15 protein-coding genes are annotated in these 18,885 nt (G+C 70.1%); 10 read left to right on the top strand and 5 right to left on the bottom strand.

Annotated elements, in window-relative coordinates:
• Positions 1 to 8 precede the first annotated feature (8 nt).
• Together RT456_RS00675 and RT456_RS00670 are read right to left on the bottom strand one after the other, a co-directional pair.
• A complete protein-coding gene (locus RT456_RS00675) occupies positions 9 to 410 on the bottom strand; it encodes a DoxX family membrane protein (protein WP_313341116.1) in 402 nt (133 codons plus the stop codon).
• Positions 411 to 412: 2 nt separating this feature from the next.
• Positions 413 to 1,075, bottom strand: a complete 663-nt coding sequence (locus tag RT456_RS00670; RefSeq protein ID WP_313341113.1) for a hydrolase — start codon at positions 1,073 to 1,075, stop codon at positions 413 to 415.
• A gap of 206 nt (positions 1,076 to 1,281) precedes the next feature.
• On the opposite strand from RT456_RS00670, the gene RT456_RS00665 reads away from it, so the two are divergent.
• Positions 1,282 to 4,302: a triple tyrosine motif-containing protein gene (locus RT456_RS00665; protein ID WP_313341110.1), complete on the top strand. Its 3,021-nt coding sequence runs from the start codon at positions 1,282 to 1,284 to the stop codon at positions 4,300 to 4,302.
• Positions 4,299 to 4,961, top strand: coding sequence for a response regulator transcription factor (locus tag RT456_RS00660; RefSeq protein WP_313341107.1), 663 nt, complete (start codon positions 4,299 to 4,301; stop codon positions 4,959 to 4,961). The genes RT456_RS00665 and RT456_RS00660 overlap by 4 nt, the downstream gene beginning before the upstream one ends.
• 83 nt (positions 4,962 to 5,044) lie before the next feature.
• On the opposite strand, the gene RT456_RS00655 is transcribed toward RT456_RS00660, so the two are convergent.
• Positions 5,045 to 6,238 (bottom strand): MFS transporter, encoded by a 1,194-nt coding sequence (locus RT456_RS00655; RefSeq protein WP_313341104.1) that lies wholly within the window; start codon positions 6,236 to 6,238, stop codon positions 5,045 to 5,047.
• Between the two features lie 96 nt (positions 6,239 to 6,334).
• Between RT456_RS00655 and RT456_RS00650 the strand changes: the two genes are divergently transcribed.
• The 8 genes from RT456_RS00650 (at position 6,335) to RT456_RS00615 (ending at position 15,354) form a co-directional block, all read left to right on the top strand.
• The gene (locus tag RT456_RS00650; protein WP_313341101.1) at positions 6,335 to 7,279 is read left to right on the top strand and encodes a LysR family transcriptional regulator; all 945 of its coding nucleotides are present in this window, start codon (positions 6,335 to 6,337) and stop codon (positions 7,277 to 7,279) included.
• Between the two features lie 56 nt (positions 7,280 to 7,335).
• On the top strand, positions 7,336 to 8,682 hold the full coding sequence (locus tag RT456_RS00645; protein ID WP_313341098.1) for an Nramp family divalent metal transporter: 1,347 nt from the start codon (positions 7,336 to 7,338) through the stop codon (positions 8,680 to 8,682).
• Between the two features lie 75 nt (positions 8,683 to 8,757).
• Positions 8,758 to 9,597 carry a class I SAM-dependent methyltransferase gene (locus RT456_RS00640; RefSeq protein WP_313341095.1) on the top strand — a complete coding sequence of 280 codons (840 nt, stop codon included), beginning with the start codon at positions 8,758 to 8,760 and terminating at the stop codon, positions 9,595 to 9,597.
• Positions 9,598 to 9,760: 163 nt separating this feature from the next.
• The gene (locus RT456_RS00635; protein WP_313341092.1) at positions 9,761 to 11,557 is read left to right on the top strand and encodes an FAD-binding protein; all 1,797 of its coding nucleotides are present in this window, start codon (positions 9,761 to 9,763) and stop codon (positions 11,555 to 11,557) included.
• A 102-nt stretch (positions 11,558 to 11,659) separates the two neighbouring features.
• On the top strand, positions 11,660 to 13,561 hold the full coding sequence (locus RT456_RS00630) for a DUF885 domain-containing protein (protein WP_313341089.1): 1,902 nt from the start codon (positions 11,660 to 11,662) through the stop codon (positions 13,559 to 13,561).
• Between the two features lie 112 nt (positions 13,562 to 13,673).
• On the top strand, positions 13,674 to 14,471 hold the full coding sequence (locus RT456_RS00625; RefSeq protein ID WP_313341087.1) for a DUF2092 domain-containing protein: 798 nt from the start codon (positions 13,674 to 13,676) through the stop codon (positions 14,469 to 14,471).
• A gap of 445 nt (positions 14,472 to 14,916) precedes the next feature.
• Complete coding sequence (locus tag RT456_RS00620; RefSeq protein ID WP_313341084.1) at positions 14,917 to 15,084, top strand: hypothetical protein; 168 nt, start codon at positions 14,917 to 14,919, stop codon at positions 15,082 to 15,084.
• A 93-nt stretch (positions 15,085 to 15,177) separates the two neighbouring features.
• Entirely contained in the window at positions 15,178 to 15,354 is a 177-nt protein-coding gene (locus RT456_RS00615; RefSeq protein WP_313341081.1) for a hypothetical protein, read from the top strand.
• 55 nt (positions 15,355 to 15,409) lie between these two features.
• Here RT456_RS00615 and RT456_RS00610 read toward each other — a convergent pair whose 3' ends face one another.
• Both RT456_RS00610 and RT456_RS00605 read right to left on the bottom strand, forming a co-directional pair.
• Positions 15,410 to 17,665, bottom strand: coding sequence for a patatin-like phospholipase family protein (locus RT456_RS00610; protein WP_313341078.1), 2,256 nt, complete (start codon positions 17,663 to 17,665; stop codon positions 15,410 to 15,412).
• Positions 17,656 to 18,810, bottom strand: a complete 1,155-nt coding sequence (locus RT456_RS00605; RefSeq protein ID WP_313341076.1) for a BamA/TamA family outer membrane protein — start codon at positions 18,808 to 18,810, stop codon at positions 17,656 to 17,658. The genes RT456_RS00610 and RT456_RS00605 overlap by 10 nt, the downstream gene beginning before the upstream one ends.
• Positions 18,811 to 18,885 lie beyond the last annotated feature (75 nt).

Below are 18,885 nucleotides of genomic sequence, written 5' to 3'. Positions count from 1 at the left end.
CATTGCGCTCAGGTCTGCAGCGCGAGTGCGCCGGGGCCGGCCAGGGCGATGGCGCACAGGGCCAGCGTCCAGAACAGCGGATATTCGATGCCGCCGCGCATCCAGAACCAGCCTTTGGGCAGCGCCAGCACGGCGGTGGACGCCAGGAACAGCGCCGCGATGATCGCGGCGACACGGGTCTGCCAGCCAAGCAGCACGGCCAGCCCGCACATCACCTGCACCGTGGCCAGCAGCAGCGGCAGCGGTGCGGGGGCCGGCAGGCGGAAGCCGCGCAGTTCCTCGGCGAACCCGGCCAGGCCGGGGCCACCGAACCAGCCGAACAGCTTGCCCAGCGCGTGTGGCAGCAGGAACCCGCCGGCGGCCACCCGCAGCACCAGCAGCCCGAGGTCCAGGCCGAGGGTGCCGCTCATGTTCAGTGGCCGCCTTCCTGCGCGCCGAACATGGCCTTGGCGTACTGGATGCCCAGGCCGTAGCCACCGGCGTGCTCACGGGCGATGCCGGTGGTGAGGCCGTAGGTCTCGCCGCGTGCCCAGTCGCGCTGCAGTTCCAGCAGGTACTGCACCGAGGTGACCGGCACCGCACCGGCCTGCACCATGCGCGTTACGGCGCGCTCGTGCGCTTCGTCGCTGACATCGCCGCAGGCATCGGTGATCACGTAGACCTCGAAGCCCTGCTCGATCGCCGACAGCGCCGGGCCAACGATGCAGACACTGGTCCACAGTCCGGCGATGACCAGCCGCTGCTTGCCGATGCGGTTGATCTCCGCGATCACCGGCGCGTCTTCCCAGGTGTTCATGGAGGTGCGGTCGAAGACCTGCTGGCCCGGGAAGATCGCCGGCAGTTCCGGGAACAGGGGGCCGGAGAACGAGGTCTCGGCCACGGTGGTCAGCACCACCGGCACCTTGAAGCCAGCGGCGCCCTTGGCGATCAGCGACACGTTGTTGCGCAGCGCGGCGATGTCGATCGAACGGGTGGCAAAGGCCATCTGCGACTGGAAGTCGATCAGCACCAGGGCATGGTTGGTGGGCGACAGCAACGAAGCGCCGGGCACGGCGGTGGCGGTGGCGGTGGTCATGGGGAGTCCTTTGTAGAGTCCGCCCATGGTCGCTCCCCGGCGGCCGTCGCCCTACCCTCATTGGGTGGTGCCCCCGGCCACTCTTATGGGGGATCGCGGATCACAGGGTGCGCAACGTGCTGCGTGAGTGGTACCGCAAGCCCCTGCGCGCGCGCCTGCCCCGAAAGAGTAGTCCTGCACTGCCCCCGGCCTGAGACAATCGGGCAATGTGCGATGCCCGACACTCCCCACGTTCCGCCGCCGCGCGCCACCTGCGCCGGGCCGGATGGGTGCTGCTGCTGGTGCTATGCCTGCCGTTGCAGGCGTGGGGTGCGGGCTTTGCGGCCTACGAGCACAGCACGTGGATGGTCGGCCAGGGCGCCCCCGGCGACATCTGGGACGTCGCCCAGCAGGCTGACGGTCGCCTGCTGCTGGCCACCGGTGCGGGGCTGTACCGCTTCGATGGCCGCCAGTTCGAACGGGTGGAACCGCCGAACGGCAGCACGTTTCCGTCGGCCAACATGACCTCGCTCACCCTCGATCCCGACGGCACGCTGTGGATCGCGTACTACAACGCCGGCATCACCCGACTGGACGCACACGGCACGCGCGACTTCGGCAGCCGCGACGGACTGCGCCCGGGACTGGTCCCGCGCATGGCGCGCGATGGCAGCGGGCGGCTGTGGGCGGCGTCGGACGGTGGACTGCGCTGGTTCGATGGACACCGTTGGCAGCCGCCCACGACCGCCATGGGCATCGGCGACCTTCCGGCGCACTGGGTGCTGCGCGACCGCCAGGGCACGCTGTGGCTGCTGGCCGGGGGCGAGCTGTGGCGGCTGCGTGCGCATGCCACGCGCTTTGAACGCCTGCATCTGGCGGTGTCACGATTCTCCTCGCTGGCCCTGCGCCAGGACGGCCAGGTCTGGCTCGCCGACCGCCTGCAGGGGGTCATGCCGATTGCCGATGCACACGGGCTGTTGTCGCCGGCCCACCGCCAGGCCCACCGGCTGCCGACGCTGCTGGCCGGCAGGCTCCATTTCGCCGCCGATGGCAGTCTGTGGGGCAGCTTCATCGCCAACGGTGGCATCTTCCAGGCGCACGCCGATGGCAACGGCGGCACCCGGGTGGAGCGCTTCGACGCCGCCCAAGGCCTGGCGTCGACCACTGCCGGCCCGGTGCTGCAGGACCTCGAAGGCAATCTGTGGGTAGGCACGAACCTGGGGCTCAACCGCTTCCGTGCGCACCAGGTCCGGGCCCTGTCGCTGCCCGGGCCGGCCGATCCGCTGCGCACGCTGTCACGCACGGTCGATGGCGAGGTCTTCGGGTACGGTGAGGACATGCGCCCCACCCCCTTGCGACGCGATCTGCTCGACACGGTTGCCCCGCCACGGCAACGGGCCGGGTTGGGCAACGCGCAGCCACTGTGGCTGGCGGACCACGACGCGCTGCGGGTGATCAGCGATGACACCGAGCGCGACCTGACGCTGCCCCGCCTGCCCGCATCGCATGAACTGCGCGCGATGCTGCCGCTGGGGCGCGACGCGGCCTGGCTGTGCCTCGGCAACGACACGGTGCTGCATTACGAGCGGGGTCGCTGGACGCCGGACCCCGCGCTGCCGCGCCAGGCCTGCAGCACGTTGGCGGCCGGTGACGACGGACGGCTGCTGCTCGGCTACCCCGACGGCACCCTGCGCGTGGGGCACGCGGGCCGGTTCCATCACTACACCCGTGCCGACGGGCTGGCCGTCGGCCCGATCACCGCCACCGCGATGATCGACGGCCGCATCTGGGTGGCCGGCGAGAACGGTCTGGCCCTGCTGGGTGAGGATGGGCGTTTCCGCGCCGCACAGGCGATCGCCCCCGGCGTGTTCGAAGGCATCACCGGCATCGTGCGCGACGGCGGTGACCACTACTGGTTCAACGGCAGCCGCGGTCTGGTCCGGGTGGATGCCCTGGGCCTGGACGCCGCCATCGCCGAGGGCCGCATCCTCGCTCCGCGCCTGTTCGATACCGCCGACGGCATGCCCGGCATTGCCACCCAGACCACCCCGGTGCCCAGCGCGGTGCTGGCTGCCGATGGACTGCTGTGGGTCTCGACCAACCAGGGGCTGGCCTGGCTGGACACCGTGCAGGCGCGACCGGATGCGCGCCCCCTGCACCCGCACATCGTCAGCGTGTCCTACGGTCGCCAGCAGCAGCCGCTGCGCGACGGGATGGTGCTGCCGCCCGGCACCGCGCAGCTGCAGATCGACTACATGGCGGTCTCGCTGGCGCGTCCCGATCGCACCCGCTACCAGCACCGCCTGCTGGGTCTGGATGACCAGTGGCAGGACGCCGGCCCGCTGACCCGCGCCTTCTACACCAACCTGCCACCGGGCGACTATCGCTTCGAGGTCAAGGCCGCGAACGAGGACCAGGTGTGGAGCCCGGTGGCGGCGTCGCGCAGCTTCCGGATCGCCCCGATGGCATACCAGACGCTGTGGTTCAAGGCCGCTTGTGTACTGGCGATCCTGGCCCTGCTCGCCGTGGCCATGCGGCTGCGCAGCCGCCGGCTCACCCAGCTGGTGCGGGCACGCCTGGAGGAGCGCCATGCCGAGCGCGAGCGCATTGCACGCGAACTGCACGACACGCTGCTGCAGGGCACCCAGGGCCTGATCCTGCGCCTGCACGCGGTCAGCCGCTCCGTGCATGCCACGCCGGTGGTGCGTGAGGCACTGGAAGCGGCCATGCAGCAGGCCGAGAACGCGTTGGCCGAAGGCCGCGAACGGGTCAACCTGCTGCGCGACGGCAGCAGCGGCTACCAGGACATCGGCGCGGCGCTGGTGCAGGTGTATGGCGAGCGCGCCGCCGACGCCAACAGCCCGTCGCTTCGCCTCAATGTGGAAGGCACGCCGAAGCCACTGCGCCACGATGCCGCCGAGGAGGTCTACCTGATCGGCCGCGAGGCACTGCTGAATGCCCTGCAGCACGCCGCCGCCGCCGCGGTGGACGTGCACCTGGTCTACGCGCGGCGCGGCCTGCGCCTGCACATCCGCGATGATGGGCATGGCCTGCCGCCGATCCTGCCCGAGGGCCGCTGGGGCCTGGTGGGCATGCGCGAGCGTGCCGAACGCCTGGGCGCGCGCCTGCACCTGTGGTCCCGCCCCAGCATCGGCACCGAGATCGAACTGTTCCTGCCCGGCGATCGCATCTATCGCCATCACCGTCGGCGCTGGCGCTGGCGGCGCACTTCCGGAGACTCCGCATGACCACCCCGTCCATCCCGATCGGCATCCTGGTGGTCGATGACCACCCCCTGCTGCGTGACGGCCTGGCCGCACTGCTCGGCATGCAGTCGGACATGCGCCTGCTCGGCGAAGCCGGCGATGGCGAGGAAGCCGTGGCCCAGTACCTGGCGCTGCAGCCAGACGTGGTGCTGATGGACCTGCAGCTGCCCAGGATGGACGGCGTGGAGGCGATCACCCGCATCCGCCACCATGATCCGCGTGCACGCATCATCGTGCTCACCACCTACCGTGGCGACGTCCGTGCGGTGCGTGCACTGCAGGCCGGGGCGAGCGGCTACCTGCTCAAGGACATGCTGCGCCACGAACTGGTGGACACCATCCGCACCGTGCACAGCGGTCGCCGCGCCGGCATTCCGGCCACACTGGCGGCCAGCATCGCCGCGCACGTGGTCGAGGACAGCCTGTCGCCGCGCGAAACCGAAGTGCTGGGCCATGTCGCCAGCGGACGCTCGAACAAGGGCATCGGCGAACAGATGCGCATCTCCGAGCAGACCGTGAAGGCGCACATGAAGAACATCATGGAGAAGCTCGGCGCGCGCGACCGCACCCACGCCGTCACCCTGGCGCTGAAGCGCGGCATCATCAGCCTGGATGATGCCGGCAGCGATACCGACGGTTGACGCATCCCGCCGGTAGCGCCGGCCGCTGGCCGGCACACCGAATTTCCCTGTAACGCCGGCCGCTGGCCGGCACGGGGACCCGCTCAGCGCAGCCGCATTCCCAGGCCCAGCGCGGCGGACAGCGTCGCCAGCACCGCCACCCCGTTCCAGCCCACCTGCGCCAACACCACCGCCCCCAGCGCACCACCGGCCGCCATGCCCAGGAACACGCCGGTGAACAGCAGCGCATTGAGTCTGCTGCGCGCTTCCGGCGCCAGCCCGTACACCAGCGTCTGATGCGAGACCAAGGCAGCCTGGAAGCCGAAGTCGAACACCAGCGCGCTGATCGCCAGCAACGGAAGGATCGCCGCACGCGGCAGCCACGGATCCAACAGCAGCAGTGCGAACCCGACCAGGGCGATCAGGATCGCGATACGCGCCACCGCATGACTGCCGAGCCGGTCGGCCCAGCGCCCGGCCAGCGGTGCCGCCAGTGCACCCGCGGCCCCGGCGATGCCGAATGCGCCGGCCACCGCACTGCCCAGTTGAAAGCGGCTGTGCAGCATCACCGCCAGGGTCGACCAGAACGCGCTGAACCCAACGGCCAACAGGCCTTGTGCATACACCGCGCGACGCAGCTGCGGTTGTCCGCGCCACAGCCCGGCCAGCGAGCGCAGCAGCGCCGGATACTGCAGCCGGGTGGTCGGCGCCATGTGCGGCAGCTCGCGCGCCAGCGCCAGGGCCATCACCACCACCGATGCCGCCGCGATGCCGAACATCGCCCGCCAGCCCAGCACCTCGGCCACCAGCCCGCTGGCCACGCGCGAGAGCAGGATGCCCAGCAGCAGACCCGTCATCACCTTGCCCACCACCGCGCCACGCTCGGCGTCCGGCGCCAGCGTTGCCGCCGCCGGCACCACGTCCTGCGCCACGGTGGCCATCAGTCCCACCAGCAGGCTGGCCATCAGCAGTGTCGGCAGGCTGCCGGCCAGCGCGGCGCAGCCCAGTGCCGCGGCCAGGACCGCCGACTTCACCAGGATCAGCCGGCGCCGGTCAAAGCGGTCGCCCAGCGGCGCCAGCAGCAGGATGCCGAGGGCATAGCCGAGCTGAGTGAGCGTGGGCACCATGCCCGTCGCCTGCGGTTCGCTGGCCAGGCCGGTGCTGATGACGCCCAGCATGGGCTGGCTGTAGTAGATCGAGGCCACCGAGAACCCGGCACCGGCGGCCATCGCCACGATCAACCGCGACGGTACCGTGGTGTGGGCCGGCACCGCGGCCGGTATATGCATGCTGGACATGAGCCGCTCCACAGGGAAAGAAAGTGGGGCCAGCATGGCGCGGCGAATCCAGGCCGTGTAGTAGGCTTCCGTACATATCCATCATACGAAGGTTGCATGAGCCCCACCCCCACGGCGGCCGGCGCGGACCGTATCGACCTGCTGCATACCTTCGTCCGCATCGTCGAGAGCGGCAGCCTGTCGGCCGCCGCCGTGCAGCTGGGCACGACCCAGCCCACGGTGAGCCGGCGCCTGCAGGCGCTCGAACGCCTGTTCGGCCTGCACCTGCTCAAGCGCTCCACCCACCAGATGACCCTCACCGAAGACGGCGCGCGGTGTTATGCGCATGCGCGCGCCCTGGTGGAGGACTGGGAGGCGATCCAGGCCGACCTGCGCGGCGAAGTGGACGTGCCGCGCGGCCGCCTGCGCGTGGTGGTACCGCATGCGTTCGGCCAGGCGCAGCTGCTGCCGCCGATGCTGCAGTTCCTGGCCCGCCACCCGCAGGTGACGCTGGAGTGGATGCTGGAGGACCGCCCGCCGGACTTCATCGCCGACGGCATCGACTGCGCCATCCGCGTCGGCGTCGTGGAGGAGACGCATCTGGTGGCGGTCCCACTGGCCGAGGTGCCGCGGATCGTGATCGCCGCGCCGGCGCTGGTCGCCGGCGGCGACCTGGACGACCCGGCACGGCTGCCCGGCCTGCCGTGGATTGCGCTGACCACGTACTACCGCGAACGCTTCAGCCTGCTTCCTGCCGGCGATGGCCCGGCGCTGCGGGTGGACATCCAGCCACGCCTGCTCACCGACAACCTGTTCGTGGTGCGCCAGGCGGCGCTGGCCGGCCTGGGAGCGGCCGTGGTCTCGGCCTGGCTGGTGGCCGATGACCTGCGCGACGGCACGCTGGTCCGGCTGGTGCCGGACTGGCAGGCACCGCCCCTGCCGGTGCACCTGGTGTACCCCGCCGCGCGCCAGATTCCGTCGCGGCTGCGGGCCTTCATCGACGCGATGAAGGCCGTGCTGCCGCACACCCACGGCATGCGCTCCCTGCCGCCGCCGCGCTGACACCGCGGCGTTGATTTGCACGGCCTTACTAATATAGCCTCTGCTATATTCGGGCCATGAGCGCGGACCCCACTTCCGAGAGCGCCGGCGTCTGGCCGCAAGCCACCGGCAACAGCCCCAGCCTGGGCGACATGCACGCCAGCGTGGCGGTGCCCAGTGGCGGCCATTGGTGGTTCCGGCTGCTGGCCTTCCTGGGCCCGGGCTACATGGTGTCGGTCGGCTACATGGACCCCGGCAACTGGGCCACCGACATCGCCGGTGGTTCGCACTTCGGCTACCTGCTGCTGTCGGTCATCCTGCTCTCCAACCTGATGGCGATCGTGCTGCAGGGGCTGTCGGCGCGCCTGGGCATCGCCACCGGCCGCGACCTCGCCCAAGCCTGCCGCGACCACTTCTCCAAGCCGGTGAACCTGGGCCTGTGGCTGCTGTGCGAAATCGCGATCATCGCCTGCGACCTGGCCGAGGTGATCGGCACGGCGATTGCGTTGAAGCTGCTGTTCGGCCTGCCGCTGGTCATGGGCGCGATCATCACTGCCGTCGACGTGGTGCTGGTGTTGTGGCTGATGCACCGCGGCTTCCGTGCGCTGGAAGCGTTCGTGATCGCGCTGCTGCTGGTGATCTTCGCCTGCTTCGCGATCCAGATCGCCCTGGCCGCACCGCCCCTGCACGCGGTGTTGGGCGGCTTCATTCCCCGTGCGGAAGTGGTCACCAACCCGCACGCGCTGTACCTGGCCATCGGCATCATCGGTGCCACCGTGATGCCGCACAACCTCTACCTGCACTCTTCCATCGTGCAGACCCGCGCCTACCCGCGCACCGACAGCGGGCGGCGCAGCGCGCTGCGCTGGGCGGTCACCGACAGCACGATCGCGTTGATGCTGGCGTTGTTCATCAATGCCTCCATCCTGATCCTGGCCGCCGCGGTATTCCATGCACACGGGCGCACCGACGTGCAGGAAATCGAACAGGCCTACGAGCTGCTGGCGCCGATGCTGGGCGTTGGCGTGGCATCCACCCTGTTCGCGGTGGCGCTGCTCGCCTCGGGCATCAACTCCACCGTGACCGCGACGCTCGCCGGGCAGATCGTCATGGAAGGGTTCCTCCGCCTGCGCATCGCGCCCTGGGCGAGACGCCTGATCACGCGCGGCATCGCGATCGTACCGGTGGTGATCGTCACCGCGATCTACGGCGACCAGGGCACCGCGCGCCTGCTGGTACTCAGCCAGGTACTGCTCTCGATGCAGCTGCCGTTCGCGGTGATTCCGCTGGTACGCTTCGTCGGGGACAGGACCAGGATGGGCGCATTGGTGGCCCCGCGCTGGCTGCTGACCTTGGCGTGGACGATTGCCGGCGTGATCGTGGTGCTGAACATGAAACTGTTGGCCGACACAATGACAGGGTGACCGGATACATCGCCCCTTGACCTCAAGCACGGTTGAGGTGGCAAGGTGATCTCCTTCCCCCCCTCGGATCGCCGGATGCCCACCCCACCCTCACCCCCCACCCAACACGCGCTATGGAACGGACCCGCCGGCGATGCCTGGGTACAGGCACAGGCCCTGCTCGACGGCATGTTCGCCGCGTTTGAACCGCTGTTGGCCGATCCGCTCGCCGCCCAGCCCGACGCGCAGGTACTCGACGTGGGCTGTGGCACCGGTGCGGTCTGCCTGGCCATCGCCCAGCGGCTGGGTCCGGCGGGACACTGCACCGGCGTGGATATCTCCGCCCCGATGATCGCCGTCGCGCGCGAGCGTGCCGCCGCTGCAGGCAAAAACATCGACTTCATCGTCGCCGACGCCCAGCAGCACGCCTTCGTACCGGCCGGCGTCGACCGCATCGTCTCGCGCTTCGGCGTGATGTTCTTCGATGATCCCGTGCTGGCCTTCCGCCAGCTGCGGAACGCGCTGCGCGGAGGCGGCAGCCTGCACGCCATCGCCTGGCGCAGCCCGGCCGAGAATGCGTTCATGACCACTGCCGAGCGTGCGGCCCTGCCACTGCTCACGCTGCCGCCACGGGCGGCGGACGGCCCGGGGCAGTTCGCCTTTGCCGACGCCGCCCGGGTGCAGTCGATCCTGCGCGACAGCGGCTGGCGCGACATCCAGATCACGCCGCTGGACGTGCCCTGCAGCATCGCCCGCGAGGACCTGCCCACCTACGTGTCCCTGCTCGGCCCGGTCGGCCAGGCGCTGCGTGCCGCCGGCATGGACCCCGCCGTGCGTGCGTCGATCCTGTCGACCGTGGTCGACGCCTTCGCACCGTTCGTGCAGGGCGACCGGGTCGTGTTCACCGCCGCCTGCTGGTCGGTGCGCGCGGGTTGAGGGCGGCTATGGCTTCCGCCATTACCGGCTGGGTGCAGCCGGCTGCCAGCCATCACCCCCTCCCCACCATTCGTCCCAGACCCGCTGTCATTCACCCCAAACCCAATGACAGCAAGGGTCGGCCGGCACATGCTGCGGCCATCGCCCTTCGCTGTGCATCCCCATGAAACGTCGCGACTGCCTGAAAGCCAGCCTCACCCTGCCCCTGCTGCCCCTGGTCCAGAAGGCCGCTGCAGCCACCCGTCCGGGACCGGCCAGCGCACTCACCCGGGTCCGCCCGGGCGCTGCCGGCTGGCCCACGCCCGGTGACTGGGAGCACCTGTCCCAGGCGGTCGGCGGCCGCCTCTCGGTGCCGGTCTCGCCGTTCCTGGCCGACCCCGCCACCCGCACCGAAGCACTGGCGCAGATCGCCAACCCGTTCTTCATCGGCGACCAGCCCGCCCTCACCCAGACCAGCGGCTACCACGGCGGCTGGCTGTCACGGCCCAGCGCCCGGGTGGTGGCCGCCGCGAACAGTGCCGATGTCGCCGCCGCCGTCGACTTCGCGCGGCGGCACCGGCTGCGGCTGGTGGTCAAGGGGGGCGGGCACAGCTACCACGGCACGTCGTGCGCGCCGGATTCGCTGCTGGTCTGGACCCGCGCCATGAACCAGGTGGAACTGCACGATGCCTTCGTCGCACAGGGCGCCGCAGCAGGCACCGCCGCGCAGCCGGCGGTGAGCCTGGGCGCCGGCGCGATGTGGATCGATGCCTATGCGGCGGTCACCACGCGTGGCGGGCATTACGTGCAGGGCGGTGGCTGCACCTCGGTCGGGGTCACCGGGCTGGTCACCGGCGGCGGCTTCGGCAGCTTCTCCAAGGCCTTCGGCACCGCTGCGGCCCACCTGCTGGAAGCGGAGATCGTCACCGCCGATGGCCAGGTCCGCGTGGTCAACGCCGACCGTGAGCCGGACCTGTTCTGGGCCCTGAAGGGCGGCTGCGCCGGCAGCTTCGGCGTGGTCACCCGCATCACGCTGCGCACCCACGCCCTGCCCGACACGTTCGGCGGCGTGTCGATGAAGGTGCAGGCCGACAGCGACGACAGCTGGCACGCGCTGGCCGCCGAAGTGCTGCGCCTCTACCGCGACACGCTGTGCAACCCGCACTGGGGCGAGCAGCTGCGCTTCGGTGGCGCACGCACGCTGGAGGTGGCGATGGTGTTCCAAGGGCTGACCCAGGACGCCGCCGCCGCGGCGTGGGCACCGTTCATGGCGTGGCTGGCCGCGCGACCGCAGTACACGCTGCTCGAACCGCTGAAGGCGACGGCCCTGCCTGCACGGCACATGTGGGACGCGGACTTCTTCCGCGCACATGCGCCGCAGTTCATTGCCGAGGACACCCGCAACGACGCACCGCGCACGCACATGCTGTGGAAGGGCGACCAGGGCCAGGTGGGCTGGTATCTGCACGGATATGCGTCGGCCTGGATGCCGTCGGCACTGCTCGGTGATGGACGGCGCGACGCGGCTGCGGCGGCGATCTGTGCGGCGGCGGCGCACATGCCGGTGGAACTGCACTGCAACAAGGGATTGTTCGGCGCCCCCGCCGAGGCCATCGACGCCAGCCGCGCCACGGCCACGCATCCGGCGGTCCTGGATGCCTTCGCGCTGGCCCTGATCGGTACCGCCAGCGGCCCGGCCTACGCCGGCAGCGGCGGCGTGGTGGACGAGGACCGCGCGCGGCGGGGTGCGGCACGTGTCCAGCAGTCCTACCAGGCGCTGCGCACGGTGCTGCCGGCGGCACCGACCTACGTGTCCGAATGCGATTTCTTCCAGCGCGATTGGCAGCAGGCCTTCTGGGGGCCGCACTACCCGCGCCTGCTGGCCGCCAAGCGGCACTACGACCCGGACGGGCTGTTCGTGATCCATCACGGTGTGGGCAGCGAGGACTGGAGCGCCGACGGCTTCGAACGTCGTCGATAGTTCCCCGCAGACGGTGTCGCGTGTTCATCCCACGCGACACGTGCGCCCGCTGCCACTCTGCCGTAGCCTGCGGGGCACTCGCCTGCCATCGGAGATCGCCCCGTGTTTCCGTCCACGCCCGTCGTTGCCGTTCCCGCCGCGCTCTGCCTTGCCATCGCCTGCGCCCTCCTGCCGGTCGCCGCCCACGCACAGGCCACGCCGCCCCCGGCAGAAGCACGCAGCGCGGCCACGGAGTCACGCAGCTTCAACGCGCTGCTCGATGCGCAGACCATGGGCGCGATCAACGCCGACCCGGAGCTGCGCACGCTGCTGGGCATCAGCGGCGATGGCGTCGGTGATCTGTCCGACCGGCTGACCGATGTGTCGCTGGCGCAGCGCGAGGTGAACCGGCGGATGCTGGCCGACAACCTGGCCGCCATCAAGGCGTGGAAAGGCGCGCCGCTGGACCCGCAGCAGCAGCTCAGCGACGGCCTGGCACGCTGGTTCTACCAGGCGCAGATCGACCTGATGGCGGTGCCGTGGTCGGCGGCATGGTTGCCGGTCGGTGGCAGCACCTATGCGGTGGACCAGCTGTTCAGCCTGCCGGTGAACCTGCCGCAGTTCTTCGACAACCAGCATGCCGTCACCGACGTCACCAGTGCCCGCCATTACATCGCACGGCTGCAGGCGATGGGCACCAAGCTGGACCAGGTGCGCGCGAACATGGACATGCAGGCCGGCCTGGGCGTCGTGCCCCCGGACGTCGCGCTCAACGGTGCCGCCACGCAGTTCCGCACCCTGCTGGCGCCGGCGCCGAAGGACAGCCTGTGGGTGCAGTCACTGCAGCGCAAGCTGGACACGCTGCCGGCCATTCCCGCCGACGAACGCGCCGCCCTGGTCGCGCAGGCCACGCGCGCGGTGCAGGACGCGGTCAATCCCGGCTACCAGCGCCTGCTGGATCGCGTTGAGGCGGCACTAGCCACCCGACCCGGCAACAACGGCATCTGGGCAGTGCCGCACGGCGACGCCTACTACGATGCGGCGCTGCGCTGGTACACCAGCACCGACCTGGGTGCCGACGCCATCCACCAGGTCGGCCTGGACGAAGTGGCACGGCTGGAGACATCCATGGATGCGCGCCTGCGCCAGCTGGGCCTGCGCGACGGCAGCGTGGCGGCGCGTGTGGCGACGCTGGGCGACGATCCGCGCTATCGCTATGCCGACAGCGAGGCCGGCCGCACGCAACTGATCGGCGACATCGAGCAGCGCCTGCGCGATCTCGATCCCATCCTGCCTGCCTGGTTTGGCCACCTACCCCCACAGAAGCTGGTGGTGCTGCCGGTGCCCGCGCACATGCAGGCCACCTCGCCCGGCGGTTACTACTATCCACCGGCGATGGACGGCTCGCGACCGGGCACGTTCTTCATCAACCTGGGCGACATCGACGCCAATACGCGCTGGAGCATTCCCACCCTCACCTACCACGAGGGCTCGCCGGGCCACCATTTCCAGATCTCGATCGGTCAGACCCTGACCGACCTGCCCCTGCTGCGCCGCACCCTCAATCCCAGCGCCTTCAGCGAGGGCTGGGCGCTGTATGCCGAGCAGCTGATGGCCGAGGCCGGCGTGTACAAGGACGACCCGGCCGGTGACCTCGGCCGACTGCAGGCCGAAATGTTCCGTTCGGTGCGGCTGGTGGTCGACACCGGCCTGCACCGCAAGCGCTGGACCCCGGAGCAGGCCATGGCCTACATGCAGGAAAAGACCGGCATGAAGGAATCGGAGGTGCGGGTCGAGATCAACCGCTACCTGGTTCAGCCCGGTCAGGCCGCGTCGTACAAGATGGGCCAGCTGCGGCTGCTCGCGTTGCGTGAAAAGGCACGCCGCCAGCTGGGCGATCGCTTCGACATCCGCGCCTTCCACGACCTGGTGCTGGGCAACGGTGCCTTGCCGATGACCGTGCTGGAACAGGCGGTGGATGCCTGGGTGGCGGGCGGTGGTGGCGACCCGCGTCGTGCGCCGTGACCCGTAGAAATACCTAGGACGCGTCGGTGTAACTCCGGTTGTCCGCCCCGCGATGGGTGCGCACAGTGAGGGCATGGCCTGCTGCACAGGCCCGGCCCCACAGGAGACCCCCATGCGCCCGTCACGAACCTGCCTGTTGCTGCTGTTGTTGGCCGCGCCGCTGCCATGGCCAACCGCCCATGCCGCACCGCCCGTGGCCGGCAGCGCCGCGCCTGCGGCCAGCGTGGACGCCGACGCGATCACCGCGCTGACGCGCATGGGCAAGGCACTGCGCGCGCTGCCGCAGTTCACCCTGGCCGCCACCACCCGCACCGATTACGTGCTGGAGGATGGCCAGAAGCTCGCCCTGGCCGGCACCGTGGATTACAGGGTGCTGGGCCCGGACCGCTTCTTCGTGGAGATCCGCAGCGACCACCAGCACCGGCAGCTGTTCTACGACGGGCATACGCTGACCATCTACTCGCCGAACCAGAAGTACTACGCCACCGTCGAGCACCTGGATCGCAGCAGCCAGGCCCTGCTGAGCGATTCGGCGACGCGGCTGGGCGTGGAGTTTCCGCTGGCCGATCTGTTCCTGTGGGGCACGCCGGGGTTCCCGACCGACCGCATCGAATCCGCGTTGTTCGTCGGCAACGAGCGCATCGACGACGAGCTGACCCGGCATTACGCGTTCCGCCAGCCGGGCGTGGACTGGCAGGTGTGGATCTCCGATACCACCCAGCTGCCGCGCCAGCTGTTGATCACCAGCCATGCCGATCCCGCGCTGCCCAATTACCAGGCCACGCTGACGTGGGATACCCGGCGGCCGGTTGCGGCGAAGGATCTGGTGTTCCATCCGGACGGGGCCACCCGCATCGCATTCGTGCCCGTTGCGATGGCAGGCGACGACGCTGGCAAGGGAGATCGCTGACATGCATGCCACGACGACACTGCGCACGGCCTTGATCGCGGCGCTGGTCTGCTCCACCGCCGGTTCCCTGCTCATTCCCGCCGCTGCACAGGCACGGCCGGGGCTGCGCGGATTCGCCCATCCGTCGATCGCCAGCCACGGTGGCGTTGGCGGAGGGGGCTTCAGCCCGCATCCCGGCCCCCGGCCCGGACCCGAGCCTGGACCCCACCCGGGCCCGGGTCCGGGTCCGGGTCCGGGACCCGGACCACACCCGGGACCTGGCCCCGGCCCTGGCCCGCATCCTGGCCCTGGCCCACATCCAGGCCCGGGACCGGGTCCAGGCCCCGGTCCGGGTCCGCATCCGCCGGGTCCGCCGCCGGGCCCCGGGCCGCACCCCTACCCGCCGCCTCCGCCGCCGCCCTACTGGGACCATCCGTTCTGGGATGCCGCCGCCGTCACCGCCGGTGTGGCGCTCACCGCCGCGGCCATCGGCTCGGTGGTGTACTCGCTGCCGGTCGACTGCAGCACGATCGTCGTCGACGGCATCGGCTACCAGCAATGCAGCAATGGCTGGTACCAACCGCGCTACGTGGGCACGACGGTGCAGTACATCGTGGTGGAGGCGCCGCGATGACGCGGCGCATCGAGCACGACCTGCCATGTCGATGCGCCGGCAGCTGATTGCCTGCGCGCACTGAAGCCCCTTCCCCTCGCCCGCGGGCATCCCATGCAAACCCATCCCTGGTTCTGGATCCTCAGCCTGTTCCTGGTGCCGCTGCTGGCCGCGCTGGTGGTCAGCCTGTTCATCCGTCGGCGCGGCATCAGCGCCAATGCGGTGCTGGCCTGGTTCGTCATCGTGTGCTGGATCGGCGCACTGGCCGCGATCCTGTCCCAGGTGACCTGACGGTTTGCCGGCCAGCGGCCGGCACTACGGATGGCTTGCCGGCCTACGGCCGGCACTACAGGGACTGGCCCAGCTCGATGAAGACGACGCGGTGGCCACCTTCGCGGACACCCACGCCGAAGATCAGCGGCCCGATCCACGAGTCGAAGCCCAGGAACAGGCTGCCGTTCCAGATGCCGTCGCTCAGCGACATGTCGCTGCGCTGCTGCCAGGCATTGCCATATTCCACCGTGCCGCCGACCTGGGCCGAGCGGCCCAGCACCTTGCCCAGCTCATACGTGTAGCCGGCGAAACCCAGCGCATAGTCCTGGCCGGTCAGCTCGTTCTGCTGGAAGCCAGCCAGCCGCCAGCGTCCGCCCAGCCGGTACAGGTTCTGCACGGGCGCGGTGCCGGTTGCGGTCACGTGGTAGCGCAGGCCCAGCTGCACCGCATGCTGGCCGAGGGGAAACGCGCCCACTGCGTCCAGGTCGATCTGGCCGAACCGGCTGTCGGCCCCAAGCATTTCGCGGGACTGATACGTGCCCGCGTTGACCAGGAAGCCGTCACGCGGGAAATACAGGCTGTCGATGTTGTCGTAGGTAGCGCTCGCGGTCAGCGCGCCTTCCTCGAAATCCGTGCGCGGCAGCGTCGGGTCGCCGATTTCCACCGAGGCGCTGCCGGTGTAGCGCTCCAGCCCCGCCCGCAGGGCAAGCACGTTGGAGACGTTGCGTACCAGATCCACGCCCGCGCCTGTGCGCCGCACCCGGAAGCGCGCCGTCTTGTTGCCGTCGCCGTCGTACACGTTGAAGGCGCGGGTCTGGAATCCACCCACCGCCTCGAAGGCATAGCGGTTGCGCAGATCGAAGGGGTGGTAATAGCTGCCGGTCAGCGCCGGCTCGCTGCCTACCTGCAGCGTCACCCGGGCTTCGGCGCCGTAGGGCGACAGCGGTGCGAACAGCAGCCCGGCGCGCAGGTTGCTTTCATGATTGCCCTGCAGGTCGTTGCTGAGCGTCCAGCCGGCTTCCAGGTAGGCGGGGCCGTTCGGCTTCTCGTAGGCACTCACCACCACACCCACCTGGCCATCGCGCTCGACCTGCTCGTAGCTGATGCTGGCCAGCGTATCCATGCCATAGGCGCGCAGCAGCCCGGCCTGCATGGCCTTGCTGTCCAGCGGCCGCCCCACCTCCAGCGGCAGGTAGGAGAGCAGCAGTTCATCGGCATAGCGGGTGTGGTTTTCCACCTCGATGAACGCGATGCCGGCCGCCGCGCCGTGCACGGCCCGCTGGTCGCGGGCGGCGAGCCAGCGCTGGTAGATTTCGGGTGGTTGGGAAAACGCGCGCAGCGCCGGCGCGGCCTGCTCGGCCGCCTGCTGGCCGATCTGCAGTGCCTCGGGCGCCTTGTCGAAATCGCCGGTCGCGACCTTGCCGGTCAGCTCCGGGGCAATCAACAGGTCCCGTGGCCCCAGCGTGGACAGCTGCTGGGCGGCGTTGCGCGTGGTCAGGAAGCCGCTGAGCTGCCCGATCACGTCCACCAGGCTCGCATCGCGGTCCAGGGCGCTCAACGGCGTGCCCACGTCCACCGCAATGACCCGGTCCGCGCCCATCGCCCGTACGATGTCGATCGGCACCTGGTTGGCCACACCGCCATCCAGCAGCACCCGGCCATCGATCGCCACCGGGCGGAAGATGCCCGGCAACGACATGCTGGCGCGCATCGCCATCGGCAGGCTGCCGTGCGAGAGCACCACCGCCTCGCCGGTGTTGAGATCGGTGGCGATGGCGCGGAACGGAATGGACAGCGCGTCGAAGTCGCCGCTGACCCGGCTGCCGCCGGTGGCCCGCTCGAACAGGCCGATCAGCTTCTCGCCCTGTGACATGCCGCCAGCCAACTGCACGCGTTTACCCTCGCCACCCAGGCCGATGCCGATGGGCGCCAGCTGCGCGTAATCGTCGGCCTTGCGCTGCAGCGAGCGCTCGCGTCGTGGCAGGGTGTCGCTGAACATCGTCATCCACTGGGTTTCCAGCACCACCTTTTCGATCTGTTCCGGGCTGCTGCCGGAGGCATACAGCGCGCCGACAAGGGCACCGGCACTGGTCCCGGCGATGCAGTCCACGGGAATGTGCAGTGCCTCGAGCTGGCGCAGGATGCGCACATGCGCGATGCCGCGCGCGCCACCGCCGCCGAGTGCCACGCCGATGCGGGGCCGGGTATCACCGGGGTCGCGGTGACCACAGCTGTTGCCGGTGGGAACGTTGACCGTCTCCACCGCCTGCGCGGTGCCTGCCCAGCACAGCGCCGCCAGCAGGATCCATCGGATGGGGGTCATCGCCATGCGCTGCCCACCTGGATGTAGAAGGTGTCGTCTTCCGGTCCCCACGCGTAGTCGAGGCCGACCTGCATGCCCAGCGCGCGGGCGATCAGGTAACGGACACCCGCGCCCTTGGACACCTGGCTGCTGCCGTCGTCGAAGCTGTTGTGCCGGCCCCAGGTGCGACCGGCGCCGACGAAGCCGATCAGCGACCAGCGCGGGGTGACGTTCCAGCGCAGCTCGCTCTCCAGCACGCCGGCGCGGGTGTCCTGGTAGCGCGCCGAGCCAATCCCGCGCAGGTCGATGTACGGCAACCGGTAGAACGGAATCTCGCCGTTGGCCCAGCGGGCATCCAGGCGCCCGCCAAGTACCAGGCGTTTGCCCAGCGGCCAGTAGCCATAGGCATGCCCGCGATAGCTCTGGAACGCGCCGTCGCTGCCGATGCCCGGCAGATAGAAGTTGCCTTCGATCATGCCCAGCCAGCCGCTCGACGGAGTGAACGTGTTGTCGCGGTTGTCGTACTCCAGCGACAGGCCCAGGCCGGAACTGCGCGAGGCCAGCTCCTTCGGGGTGAAGTTGTCGCGGTCGGACGCCACGTCGAACCCGATGTCGACGTCCATGTAGATCCAGGCCAGCCCCAGGTAGAGGTCGCGGTTGCCGAGCTGGCGGAAACCCTGCTGGAACGAGACCACGCCGTCCACGTTGTAGTCGATTTCCAGCGGTGGCAGGCGCTTGCCCGGCGTGTGGAAGCCCAGGTTCATCGACGCATCGGCAACGCCGCCGCGATAGCGCCAGCGGTCGTCGTCGAAATGCAGCGACGCCCCAACGCCGTAGGCCTTGCTGCCGTTTTCGGTGCGGATCGCCATGCCACCGTAGATGTCCGGCGTGACCATCCGCGGCGCGCCATCGGCCTCCGCCGCCGTCGGGTCGCTCTCCTTGGGCCGGTGGAAGAACGCCAGCGCCAGGCCGCCGCCATTGCCCACGGCCGGGTCGGTGATGACGATCGGCACCGGCAGGAACCCGCGGTGCTCCAACAGCCAGCGCGACATGTCGAACTGGCCGTCTTCGGCGTCACGGAACAGCGCCGCGCCGCCGGTTTCAGCGCGCGCCGCGCAGGGAAGCATCAGCCAGCACGCCAGCAGGCACAACGCATGGGCGCGGATCGACACAGGGCACCTCGTCGAGTGGAAACGGGGGGGTGCGTGCGGGCTTCACCGCGGGGCCATGCGTGAAAAGTGCGCGGC

Origin of the sequence: Stenotrophomonas sp. (genome assembly GCF_032099025.1) — a bacterium.
GTDB lineage: Bacteria > Pseudomonadota > Gammaproteobacteria > Xanthomonadales > Xanthomonadaceae > Stenotrophomonas.
The sequence above is the reverse complement of the archived record's forward strand: the minus strand, read 5'-3'. Positions and strand labels throughout refer to the sequence as shown.